We start from the raw sequence: 12,522 nt of genomic DNA, 5'->3' as shown, positions 1-12,522 counted from the left end.
TATGAGAAATAGTATAGCTGCTCTTAGCACCATTTATGTAAAGAATTTTTCCATTATTATTTTCATAGTTATAATGTGTTTTTCCATAACAACTCAAGCACAAGGCGATGGCCCCAGATTCTATTGGAAAGGATTAATGGGAACCAATGCCGTTCCTGTTATTGGCTCCTCAATGGGTGGGAATGCAAATCCTTTCGACCCAACATATAAAGTTGTTCCGGGTGCTAATTTCGAAGCGACAATGACAATGGCTGGTTATGCAAAAATGTTGCCTTTATTGAAACGTTCAGCAATGGTTTCGGTACTGATGCCAATGGGAAGAATATCCAGCACCACCTCTATAAATGGGTTTAGCACGAATACAACAGCTAGGGGATATGGAGACCCTATGTTGCAATTGGGTATCAATATTATTGGTCCAAAAGCCATTATGAACATCCCACAAATAATCCGGTATCAACCTGGTTTTTCTGTTGATCTTATTGGGAGTTTAGCGGTTCCAATGGGAGAATATGACAGTTCAAGTCCTGTCAATATTGGTCAAAACCGTTGGTATGGTCGTGTAGGTGCTCCCGTGGTATGGCAAATTGGTGCTTGGGTTCCCGGTAAACGTACCACGTTTGAGTTTCTTCCAGCTATTTGGTTTTTCTCTGACAACAATAATTTTATGGGACAAAAAATGGAAACCAAACCAATGTATCAATTGGAAGCCCATCTTACACACGATTTTATGGAAAAATTTTGGGGTTCATTGGATGCCATTTCCTATAGCGGTGGACAAGCAACAGTTGACGGAGTTGAAGGCAATGAACTGAACAATGTAGGAGTGGGAGGCACATTAGGATACCACATCAACGATAACATACAGATGAATATATCGTACTCCTCTTCTGTTAATGATAGTCAACCAACAGATTTAAAAATGGATGGTTTTCGAGTTACACTTATTTGCGGATGGCACTCATTAGTCGAAGGGATGAATCGATTGAAAGAAAGCCATTAATGATTTAATTAACTCGAAATGAGTACTACCAAACGAATTCAAATCTTGTATTTTTCTTAATTTAAGCCGAAACGAACAATGAATTTACAGAACAAATTGAGTCTTTGGATTTTTCTTTGTTTAGGTACAATCACTGTTTGTAATGGACAAAATGCCTCTTTAGAGTTATGGCCAGAAACCGATATTTGGTATCGACTTAACTCCTCTTGGCGTTTGTCGTCTTTTATTCCCATAACCAAATACAATGAGAATGATAGTCGAGATTTAAATATCTATTTGCATGCGGATTATGGATGGGGAGATGGCAAATATGCAGTATTCAGGCGACTTATGGATCAAGAAAAAGGACAAATAATGAATGTTTGGATGGTTCGTGCAGGTGTAATGAAGGGCTGGAGTATTGGTAAAAACAAAGGTGATTATACTGAAGAAATGGTTTTTGCAGAGGTTCATAAAAGAATTCCGTTGAATGGAAATATCTTGCTTTCCCATCGATTTCGAGCTGACACTCGTTGGCTTAGTCAAGACAATGATTTTTCGTATCGGTTTCGCTATCGTGTGATGTTGGAGAAAGAATATAAATTTGGAAAAAGTTCTATCGTTCCCTATGTAAATGTAGAACCTTACTGGGATTCGCGCTATTTGAAAGTGGTAAAAACCCGTGTGATAGGTGGTGCCACATTATCGAGGGGATCAAGATTTGCATTTGAAGGCAATCTGACTTACCAATATGACGAAACCTATCCCACAGAAAATCTTTATGCCCTGAATTGTATCCTGCATATTTTCTTTGAAACGAAAACTGCCATTCCAAAATAATCCATTTGGCATTTTTAAAGCCGCACTTTTTAGTTTAAAATATAAGGATTAATAACTATTTTTTTAAAGACGAAACTGTTGTTTTTTTGTAGTAATAAAATGTCAGGATTTTGATATTTGTTTTTGTGATGTAGAGTCAAACAAACTGGTTTTCTGGATTTGGTTTCGCTTTCTTGTTAAAGCATTCAAAATAAAGACTTTATTTTAATATTTCTTGAATATAAAATTTGACTTTTTATAAATTTTCATAAATTAGTACAAGAATTAAAACAAATAATTTAATATGTAAACCCAATGAAAAACAATACGTTAATTCTTTTTATTGCATTTTTTTTAAGTGTACCGGCTTTTGCCCAAGTTTACACGGATAAAGTAGTTGGCAAAAAAAACGAAGCCGTAAAAGACAGCCTTAAAACAGCCGAATACCCTTATTCCTTGCCGATTTGGGGAGAAAAAGCGACACAAAAAGGATATAATTTACCTTATTCTGCTGGTTTTTCCGTAAACTATTTTTGGCAAGAATCGAGTATTGTAATTGATAATTTATATGTTGGTTTCAATAATGGACCTCAATACAACCTAGACCAGATTGTACGTTTCAATGATGCCACAGCCACTGCCAGCGCCATTAATGTTAGGCCTGATATATGGTTGTTTCCTTTCTTGAATATCTATGGTATTTTAGGAAAAGTCCAAACATCAACAGCAATCAACGCCGGCATCTGGGTTCCCGATGCCGATAATAATTGGTCTCAAATTATGTCTTTTGGTTCTAAAGCCAATTTTAATGGTACTGCTTTTGGATTGGGAATGACGCCTACCATTGGAATCGGAGGAGGTTGGTTGGCTCTTGACATGAATGTTGCCTGGACAGATTTAGATGCATTAGATAAACCGGCGCAGAGTTTCATTTTTGGGCCAAGGATGGGGAAAACCTTTAAATTCCACAAGCCGGAAAGTAATATTGCGGTTTGGGCGGGAGCCTTTAGGGTACATTTGAAAAGTGAAACGGCAGGTTCGTTACCCTTAAATGGTTTGTTGCCAACTGAGGGACTACAAGAAAAAGTGGATAATGGGTTTGTAAAAGTGGCCGAGAAACAAACAGCGGTTGATAATTGGTGGAACGGATTGAGTACAGCCGAACAAGCCAATCCCGTGAACAAAGCCAAACACAATACCGCCAACCAAGCACTGGAAACCGCTGGGAATTTATTGACAGCCGTTGATGGAGCGTTGAGTACAGGCTCAAGCTCCACCGTGCAATATTCATTGGAAAAAGCACCAAAAGATATGTGGAATTTCATAATAGGAAGCCAATATCAATTCAACAAACATTTTATGTTGCGGGCCGAGTATGGTTTCTTGGGGACTCGTACCCAATTCATGACCAGTCTTCAATACCGTTTTGGATTATAATTAATTCTTGATCATCATGAAAAAAGTTTTACTGGTTGCCATTTTGTTGTTAAGTATTCAATCGGTAAATTCACAAGTATTGATTTCCTTGGTGTTTGGCGACATGCTCAATTCTCCAAAAGTAGAATTTGGTTTAGAAGGTGGGGCGAATTTCTCGACCATATCAAATCTCGAAGGTGCTAAATCACGAACTGATTTTAATCTTGGTTTTTATTTCGACTTTTTACTCAAGAATCCCTCTTGGGCGTTGAACACGGGGGTAATCGTGAAATCATCGATGGGAGCCAATGGACTGGCTGTTTATTCCTTGAACGACGATGTCTTGGACAATGCTTTTGCCGGTGGCCATGTAGACAGGAAGATTAATTATTTTAACGTGCCCATCATGATCAAATACAAATTTGCCAACAATATTTATGTCAAGGCAGGAACGCAATTAGGTTTGCTTAGTAAAGCTTATGATGAATTCAAGAACGATTATGAAGGCGAAAATTTGGTATATAAAAACAAAATCAGGGACCAAATTCATGTTATCGATGCCGGTTTGGCGGTAGGCCTTGGTTATAGACTAATGGGAGGCAATGGGATGAACATAGGCGTTAATTACTACCATGGGTTGGTTACCGTGATGAAAGGAGATTCCAGTCCCAATCAATACAATCGTTCTTTTTACGTAACTGCAGGAATACCAATAGGTAAAGGCAAAGCGGCCAAAAAAGCAGCAGAAAATAAAACATCGGAAAATGATGCACAAATTATTGGTAAATAGAAATAAAACCTATATATTTGATTAGGTTTTTTCCCAATTTTTGGACTAAAAACAAACAAAACTTAATATTAAACAAAACTAAAACTATGAAAAAATTATTACTTATTGCCGGAATCTTTTTAAGTGCTTTGGCTGTTAACGCACAGAACCAAGGAGATATTGGTTTAAATCTTTATGGAGGTTACACCTTTGATGATAATATATCAGATAATCTATATAATGTAGAATTCAAGGGTGCATTTCAGTATGGAGTGGGAGCTGAATTTTATATAAGACCCACAAAATCAATTGAATTGAAATACCTTAGAATGGATAGTGATGTGACTTTTACACAGTATGTGCCGTCAGGATTTCGTAAAGATAATGCTGGTGTCAACTACATTTTAATTGGGGGAAACAATTATTTTCCAACATCTAATCCAAGTATAAAACCATTTTTAGGTTTGGACTTAGGAGTTGGTTGGATAAACGCAGAAACTGGATCGCATACCGGTTTTGCTTGGGACTTTAAAGCGGGTGTAAAAATTCAAGCCTCCGATGTGGTTGCTGTAAAGTTACAAGGGTATTTCCAAACTATTTGGGCAAGCTATGGCGGTGATTCGGTTTGGTATCCTGGATGGGGAACAGTTTATTATCCAGAAAATTCATCTCTTTACCAATTTGGTTTGGGAGCTGCTTTCGAATTTGACTTCAAGCACTAAAAAATATTTAACGATACAAAAAGCTGCAATTCCAACAAGATTTGCAGCTTTTTTTGTTTAATTTATAATTCCAAATTGCTACTAATTTTGCCAACGTTTCAGCTATTCAATAAATTTATATTTCCATTTACAAAGATGAAAATAATACCGGCGATACTAATTTGCTTTTCTTGCTTTTTGGTTCATGGCCAAGACCTCGAGCCAAGGGCTTATGCCAATGTTCCCAAAGGCATCAATGTATTGGCTGTAGGCTATGGTTTCATTACCGGGAACGTGCTGACTGACCCGGCATTGCCCATCAAGGATTTTAAACTGAACACCCAAAGTCTGGGCATCAACTACATTCGCAGTTTTGGCATTGCCAAAAAATTGGCGAGGGTACAAGTATCGTTGCCTTTTGCAGACATGCAGGGGAAATTGATTCAAAATGGGGAAGAAGTTACGGGTTCACGAACAGGCATGGCGGACATGCGCATTCGGTTTGGCATCAATTTGACGGGTTCTCCCGCTCTTGACAGGAAAGATTTTCGCCAGTACCAACAAAAGGCCATTTTTGGAGTAAGCTTGGTAACCTCGGTTCCAACAGGAAGGTATTATGAGGATAAAATAATAAATTTGGGAAACAATCGTTGGGCATTCAAACCCGAAATAGGCATTTCAAGGAGATTTACCCATGTTTATGCCGAAGCTTATTTGGGAACCTGGTTTTACACCGACAATACGGAATATCTCACCAACAAAGTGTTGCAACAGAAACCGACTGTCACTTTTCAGGCGCATGCCAGTTATTATTTCAAAAACCAAATGTGGTTGGGACTCAATACCAATTGGTACAAAGTAGGCGAAACAAGAATTGATGGAGTTCCCTTGAACGACATAATCAATGACTGGAGGATAGGCACCACTTTTTCGGTTCCCATTTCAAAAGCGCAGGCTTTGCGATTGCAATTCCATACCGGATTGATGTCAAATTTGGGATTAAACTACGATTCCGTAACTTTGGCATACCAATATGTGTTTTTTTAGAAAGAATACCGTTTGAAACAATAATTATTTAAATCAAAATTATCATGAAAACAAAATTTAATTACGGCTTGATTCGTTTTTTAATGTTGGTTTTAATCACTTTTTCTTTTTCAAATGCAAGTGCGCAGGAGAAAACAAAAAAACAATTGAAAGAAGAAGCGAAGTTGGAAAAACAAAAAAAAGTGGCACTTTTGGTAGATTCGAAGGAATTTGTTTTTTCTCCAAGAAGTGTTTCTCCGCAGGGAGGCAGAAGCATCACTTTGACCGATGTCAGTTATTCGATGGAATTTCATCCTGATTTGATCAAGAGCTACTTGCCGTTTTTTGGCAGGGGATATGGGGGCATCGGTTACGGTGGAGACAGCGGGATGGATTTTGAAGGCAAACCCACGGTTTACACCATCGAAAAAACAAAAAAAAGCTATCTCATAAAAGCGGAAGTCAAAGGAGAACGAGATTCGTATTCCATTATGCTGTCGGTATATTTTGAAGGAAATGCCTATCTTTCCATTAATAGCAATAATCGAAGTTCTATTTCTTATGATGGTGACATAAAAGCAATTGAGAAAAAATAGTTTTACTTCATTTTCTAACTTAAAAGTTTTCCATTTTAATTGCCTTTAATTAGTTTGCCACTTTTATTAAAATAAATACTTTTGTTCAAAAAGCAGTCGATGTTCAAAAAATCAACTTTACTGGTTCTAATCCTAATAGTGCTTCTTGCAATCTTCAGGGTATTCATAGTGGATAGTTGCAGTTCAAAATATGCAGAATACACCAAGATTGAATCCAATAACTTGGCCTATGTTGGCGACCAGTCCTGCAAGAAATGCCACGCCACCGAATTTAAAGAATGGCGACAATCACACCATTACATGTCGATGTTGCCTCCCAATGATTCGACGGTAAAAGGGGATTTCAACAACGTTACTTTCACGGCCGATGGAGTAAGCAGTCGATTTTTCAAAAAAGGAAGCAAATTCTTCATCAACACCGAAGGCGATGACGGCAAAAACCATGATTTTGAGGTTAAATACATCTTTGGATTCACTCCCTTGCAACAATACCTGGTTCAATTTCCGGGCGGACGCCTGCAAGTGCCAAGATTGAGTTGGGACGTCAACAAGAAAAAATGGTTCAACCAATATGCCGGTCAAAAAATCCCTTCCCACGACTGGCTGCATTGGACAGGAAATGCGCAAAACTGGAATACCATGTGCGCTACTTGTCATTCGACGAATCTAAAAAAGAATTATGATGTCAAAACCGACACTTATAAAACGAGTTACAGCATCATCAATGTCAGTTGTGAAAGTTGTCATGGAGCAGGAAAACAGCACGTGGATTTCATCAACGGTGACGATTACAAATCGGGGGAGAAAGTGGCCGGTAGCTTCTTGAAATTGGCCAAAAATTCGGGACAAAAAGAAGAATTAAATACTTGTGCCCCTTGTCATGCCCGCATATCGGAACTCAGCAGTTCCCATATCGACAGCAAGGAAATCATGGACAATTATATTCCACAAATCCCGGATACGGAGTTTTATCATGCCGATGGACAAGTGGATGACGAGGATTATATCTACACCTCCTTTTTGCAAAGCCGAATGTTTCACAAAGGCGTAACCTGCAGCACGTGCCACAATCCACATTCCGTGAAGCTCAAACGCATCGGCAACCAAACCTGCACACTTTGTCACGTGCCAACCAAATACGATACACCCAAACACACTTTTCATTTCAAGGGAGGAGCGGCAACGGAGTGCAAAAACTGCCACATGCCCGGTAAAGTATATATGGGCAATGATTTGCGCCACGACCACAGTTTCAGGGTACCAAGACCTGATTTGTCAGCGAAATATGGAACTCCAAACGCTTGCAGCAACTGTCATAAAGACAAATCCGAAAAAGCCTTGGCCGATGCCGTAGTCAAATGGTACGGTCCCAAAAGGAAATACCATTTTGCCGAAGATCTTGTTCCCGGAAGTCGATTGGATGCCAATAGTGAAAACCATTTGAGGAATCTAATTGACAATAAATTTGTTCCCAAAATCATCAAGGCCACCGCCACTTTTTATTTGGGAAGTATTCCAACGCAAACGAGTTTGAACACCATTCTGGCCCGTCTTGCCAGCAAGGAGGCACAAATCAGGTATCGTGCCTTGAGGAGTTTGGCGTCCTTTCCAGTGGAAAGTTGGCGTGAAGCTGTCGGCCCTTTGCTTTCTGACAAGGTGAGGGCGGTTCGAATTGCGGCTGCCGATCTTTATATTACTGTTCCCGTGGAGCAAATTCCAAGTCAATACGCCAAGGCATTTTCATTGGCCAAAGTAGAATTGGAAAAATCACTTATTTACCAAACCGATTTCTCGACAGGAAACGTGATGCTAGCCGATTATTACTTGAAATTGCAGGATTATACCAATGCCGAAAAGTTTTATTTGCGCAGTTTGAAAAAAGACGCCAACATGAATTATGCCCTTCTTAACTTATCGGTTGTTTACAATATGCAGGGAAAAAACCAACAAGCGTTGCAGGCGTTGCAAAATGCCGTGAAAAATGATTCGAAAAACGAGCGTATTTATTACAATATGGCCTTGCTTTACAACGAGATGAATAATATTGGGGCAGCTGAAAATGCATTTGCAAAAGCAGTGGAATTAAAATCGGAGAATCCCAAAGTCTATTATAATTATGGCTTGCTGTTGAATCAAAACAAAAAATTCAAGGTAGCGGAATCGGTTTTGCTGAAAGGGATAGCGCTTAATCCTTCCAATCCTGAGTTGCATTATGCACTTACATTTGTTTACATTCAAACTAATAATAAGTCCAAAGCGATACAAGCAGCAATAAAATTAAAGCAATTAGATCCCAATAACCCAAATTACCAGCAAGTGTTTAGGAGTCTTGGTCTATGACGATTCGGATTGTACAAGAATACTTAAACTTTTGTTTTTTTTAGAATGTGATCAAAAAATGAGTTCTTGTTTTTTTTTAATAAAGCGTTTAATTATCTATATTTTAAATCATAAATAGTTAGTAATAACTAGTTTATTTATCATTATTTAACTATTAATTGCTTTTATTTATAAATTAGGATTCGTACATTTACTTTTTATTAACATAAATAAAATCTTATGAAAAATTCATACTCAAAATGGTTTAAAAACCTATTCGTTTTTGGGATTGTATTTGCTTTAAGCTGTTTAAAATTAAGTGCTCAAACATCGGACAGCATGGCAAAACCAGAAAAAGAATTTAAAAATACGATTCGTTTCAACATTACCAATCCAATGATTTTTGGCAATAAATCAATTATTTTTGGTTACGAACGTATTTTGAAAAATAATCAATCCTTTTCGATTAACATAGGACAAACCGGATTTCCTACCTTGAATATAATTGATTCAGAGGAATTAAAATCCAATACAATTCTTTCGGAAAGAGGGTTTCATATTTCTGGGGATTATCGATTTTATCTTTCTAAATTAAATAAATATGCTGCTCCGAGAGGTGTTTATGTTGGGCCTTATTATGGTTACAATTCTTTTGACAAAGGGCATAATTGGACATTGAACAGTGAAACTTCCGGGTTTTCGGGAGACGTGAATTCCGAGTTGGGTTTAACCATTAATACCGTTGGTGTCGAGTTGGGGTATCAGTTCGTTTTCTGGAAACGTTTCTCCGTAGACATGATTCTTCTTGGCCCGGGTGTTGGTTTTTACAAATGGGATTTGTCGCTTGACACTAATCTATCTCCTGAAGATTCTGCCTTGTTTTTCGATAAATTGAATACCGCATTAGAAGAAAAATTTCCAGGATACGAGGGAACTCTTGGGGAAGGCGATTTTCAAAAGAAAGGCGCCAAAAGCACTACCAGTCTAGGATATCGCTACATGATTCAATTAGGGTATCGATTTTAAGTAAAAACAAATAAAATTTAGGTAAAAAACTATAACAAACTACAAAACAAACAAGTATGAAAATTAAATTATTATTATCAGCATTAGGAATCAGTTTATTAATTGGATGTGGTCCATCGGTTCAACTGACAAAAACTTGGACAGATCCATCATTAAATGGTGACACAAAACCGTTCAATAAAGTATTGGTCATTGCCCAGTTAAAAGATGATTCCACTAGAAGAATTGCTGAAGACAAAATTGTTGCCTCATCGCCAAGAGGAAATTTTGTTCAATCTTATAATTACTTGCAACCTTCAGAACAGGATGAAAAATTGGTCATTGCAGATTTAACAAAGGATGGAATTGATGGTATTATTCTAATGCGTTTAACTGATATTGAAAAAACTACATCCTATGTTCAAGGGACAACTTATTATGGAGGTTGGGGATATCGCGGTGGCTATTATGGAGGTTATGGCTATGGATATGGTTCTCCAGGATACTATCAAGAAGACAAAACGTATTATGTAGAAACTAATATTTATGATGTTAAGTCCAATAAATTGCTTTGGACAGGAACAGTTTCTACAACTAATCCTTCAAAATTAGACACCACTTTAGATGCTATTATTACGGCTATTAAAACAGAACTGAATAATAAAGGACTAATTAAAAAAGAAGAAACCAAAAAGTAATAGTCTCTTTGCACAAATGACAAAAACGGCTTACTAATCAGCAATTGTTGGTTTGTAAGCCGTTTCTATTTGTTTTAATTCGTGCCATTCGTGTCTGATAATTTTAAATGCCAATGCCTTGATAATTATACTGATTTTGTTCATAATTTTGTAAATTTGCAATATGAAAACGAAAGCTCGATATTGTTTTAGTCTATTGTTGGTTGTTTTTATGCAATTTGGCGTCATAGCACAAACTGCGAAGGATTCCATAAAGTATTGTCCCGAAAAATCCCTTCCGGAGCTTTTTAAAAGAAAAGATTCAGTTCTTGTTTTAAAGCCGGCAAAAAGCAATTTTTTTCTTATCATACCGGTGATTGGTTCGCAACCTGCCACGGGTTTTTCTTATGGATTCGTTTCCCAATATACTTTCAAGGGAAAAAAGGAAAATGACAAATATTCCTCAGTAAATCTGGGGGTCACCTATACCGAAAAAAAACAGTTGCTTGTCAATGCCAAGAATAGCGTGATGCTTAAAAACAACAAAATATTTTTGAGCGGTGACTGGCGTTTTTACATTTTTTCGCAGGCCAACTATGGATTGGGAACCGACATCATTCCCCGTCCTTCCGAAGCGGACAATTTTGATTTAAACAATTTGAAGGAACCGATGGATTATAATTATTTAAAGTTCCATCAAACTGCTTCTTGGGAAGTCAAAAATAATTATTATGTGGGTGCTGGAGTTCATGTTGATTGGTACACCACCATAAACGACCTAAACCTGGATGTTGCCAACGCACAATTTACCAATCATTACACTTACAGCAAAAAATACGGCTACAAAGACAATGAATATTTCGTGAATGGGGTGAGCCTAAATTTATTGTATGATTCCAGGGACAACCAAATCAATACCAACAATGGAATGTTTGCCAATATCAATTATCGATTTAATCCATCTTTTAACGAAAATCAACATGCAAGCAACGTGCTTTTTATGGAGTATCGTTATTTTATGCCGTTAAGCAAGCTCAACAAGCAACATGTTTTTAGTATATGGGCAACCGGGCAGTTTGTGACGGTGGGTACGGTTCCTTACCTCAATTTGCCTTCCATCGGTTGGGATCAACGCAGTAGAAGCGGGAAGGGATATACCCAGGGATTGTTTCGAGGTCAAAAAATGGTGTATTTTGAAACCGAATATCGATTTCCCATCCTCTGCAGTAATTTAATCAGCGGAACCGTCTTTGGCAATTTAACTTCCGCCAGTGACAAAGACCGCGACATTCGCCTTTTTCAGTATATTCAACCCGCAGTGGGAGTGGGTTTACGTATTTTGATTGATAAAGCTACCCGAACAAATCTTGTCCTAAATTATGCCTGGGGTCGCAATTCCAAAGCATTTTATCTCAATGCGGGAGAATCGTTCTAGATGCGGTTTACGTGATTTTTTTATACTTGGTTTTTATAGTTATTAATAACTAAAATTTAAAAAATTGATTAAAACTATTTTCTGGATTGTAATTAAATTTCTAAATTTGGTTAAATTTAACAAATTAACATTTACAAATCAACAATTATGAAAAAAGTATTTTTGCTATTATTAGTTGCAGTTAGCACTGGTGTTTTTGCCCAAAATTCTGATAAAGAAGATCTTGAAATCATTCAAGGTGTTTACGGAAAATCAAAAAAAGAATTGGCTCAAGCTTATATGGCTATTCCAGAAACCCAAGCTACCGCTTTTTGGAAAATTTACGACGAATTTGAAGTGGAACGTAAAGCGCTAGGTAAAGCGAAAGTGGCCGTTATAAACGATTATGCAGCAAATTTTGCCAATCTTACCGATGAAAGTGCCGATAAAATTGCAAAAGCCGGATTGAAAAACAATTTGGATTACCAAAAGTTGTTTTCAAAATATTATGACAAATATAAAAAAGCGGCAGGTGCAATTACTGCAACCAAAATAATTCAGTTCGAAAATTATATGCAAACTACGGTACAGGCTGAAATTCAAGATGCTATTCCTTTTGTTGGAGAAATTGAAGCCTTAAAAACAAAATAGAAATATCAAATTTTGAACGAACGCGGTGAAATCATTTCTCACCGCGTTTTTTTATGCATCATGTTCAAAATATTGCGCATATAGAAACTTCATAATTTTCGAATACTTATTTTTAAAAAAAAATACACTATTTTTATAGTAGTAAAC

Annotated in this window: 12 protein-coding genes; all 12 read left to right on the top strand. The window is 37.2% G+C overall.

Features of this window, described 5'->3' with window-relative positions:
* Nucleotide 1 precedes the first annotated feature (1 nt).
* The 12 genes from OZP13_RS06250 to OZP13_RS06195 all read left to right on the top strand — a co-directional run bounded on the left by OZP13_RS06250 (nt 2) and on the right by OZP13_RS06195 (nt 12,375).
* Entirely contained in the window at nt 2-1,003 is a 1,002-nt protein-coding gene (locus tag OZP13_RS06250; protein WP_281299033.1) for a transporter, read from the top strand.
* A gap of 78 nt (nt 1,004-1,081) precedes the next feature.
* Nucleotides 1,082-1,822, top strand: a complete 741-nt coding sequence (locus tag OZP13_RS06245) for a DUF2490 domain-containing protein (RefSeq protein WP_269242999.1) — start codon at nt 1,082-1,084, stop codon at nt 1,820-1,822.
* A gap of 294 nt (nt 1,823-2,116) precedes the next feature.
* A complete protein-coding gene (locus OZP13_RS06240; RefSeq protein ID WP_281299032.1) occupies nt 2,117-3,238 on the top strand; it encodes a hypothetical protein in 1,122 nt (373 codons plus the stop codon).
* Nucleotides 3,239-3,254: 16 nt separating this feature from the next.
* A complete protein-coding gene (locus tag OZP13_RS06235) occupies nt 3,255-4,007 on the top strand; it encodes a porin family protein (protein WP_281299031.1) in 753 nt (250 codons plus the stop codon).
* 86 nt (nt 4,008-4,093) lie between these two features.
* Nucleotides 4,094-4,708, top strand: a complete 615-nt coding sequence (locus tag OZP13_RS06230; protein ID WP_269242994.1) for an outer membrane beta-barrel protein — start codon at nt 4,094-4,096, stop codon at nt 4,706-4,708.
* 135 nt (nt 4,709-4,843) lie between these two features.
* Nucleotides 4,844-5,734, top strand: a complete 891-nt coding sequence (locus OZP13_RS06225) for a transporter (protein ID WP_281299030.1) — start codon at nt 4,844-4,846, stop codon at nt 5,732-5,734.
* 44 nt (nt 5,735-5,778) lie between these two features.
* Entirely contained in the window at nt 5,779-6,309 is a 531-nt protein-coding gene (locus tag OZP13_RS06220; protein ID WP_269242992.1) for a DUF4251 domain-containing protein, read from the top strand.
* A 99-nt stretch (nt 6,310-6,408) separates the two neighbouring features.
* On the top strand, nt 6,409-8,649 hold the full coding sequence (locus OZP13_RS06215; protein WP_281299029.1) for a tetratricopeptide repeat protein: 2,241 nt from the start codon (nt 6,409-6,411) through the stop codon (nt 8,647-8,649).
* Nucleotides 8,650-8,868: 219 nt separating this feature from the next.
* Complete coding sequence (locus OZP13_RS06210) at nt 8,869-9,654, top strand: hypothetical protein (RefSeq protein ID WP_281299028.1); 786 nt, start codon at nt 8,869-8,871, stop codon at nt 9,652-9,654.
* 56 nt (nt 9,655-9,710) lie between these two features.
* Nucleotides 9,711-10,331: a hypothetical protein gene (locus OZP13_RS06205; protein ID WP_281299027.1), complete on the top strand. Its 621-nt coding sequence runs from the start codon at nt 9,711-9,713 to the stop codon at nt 10,329-10,331.
* Nucleotides 10,332-10,494: 163 nt separating this feature from the next.
* On the top strand, nt 10,495-11,745 hold the full coding sequence (locus OZP13_RS06200) for a BamA/TamA family outer membrane protein (RefSeq protein ID WP_281299026.1): 1,251 nt from the start codon (nt 10,495-10,497) through the stop codon (nt 11,743-11,745).
* A 147-nt stretch (nt 11,746-11,892) separates the two neighbouring features.
* Nucleotides 11,893-12,375 carry a hypothetical protein gene (locus OZP13_RS06195; protein ID WP_281299025.1) on the top strand — a complete coding sequence of 161 codons (483 nt, stop codon included), beginning with the start codon at nt 11,893-11,895 and terminating at the stop codon, nt 12,373-12,375.
* The last annotated feature ends 147 nt before the right edge of the window (nt 12,376-12,522 follow it).

Source organism: Flavobacterium limnophilum (genome assembly GCF_027111315.2).
Lineage (GTDB): Bacteria > Bacteroidota > Bacteroidia > Flavobacteriales > Flavobacteriaceae > Flavobacterium > Flavobacterium limnophilum.
This window is presented reverse-complemented; position numbering and strand designations above follow the sequence as displayed.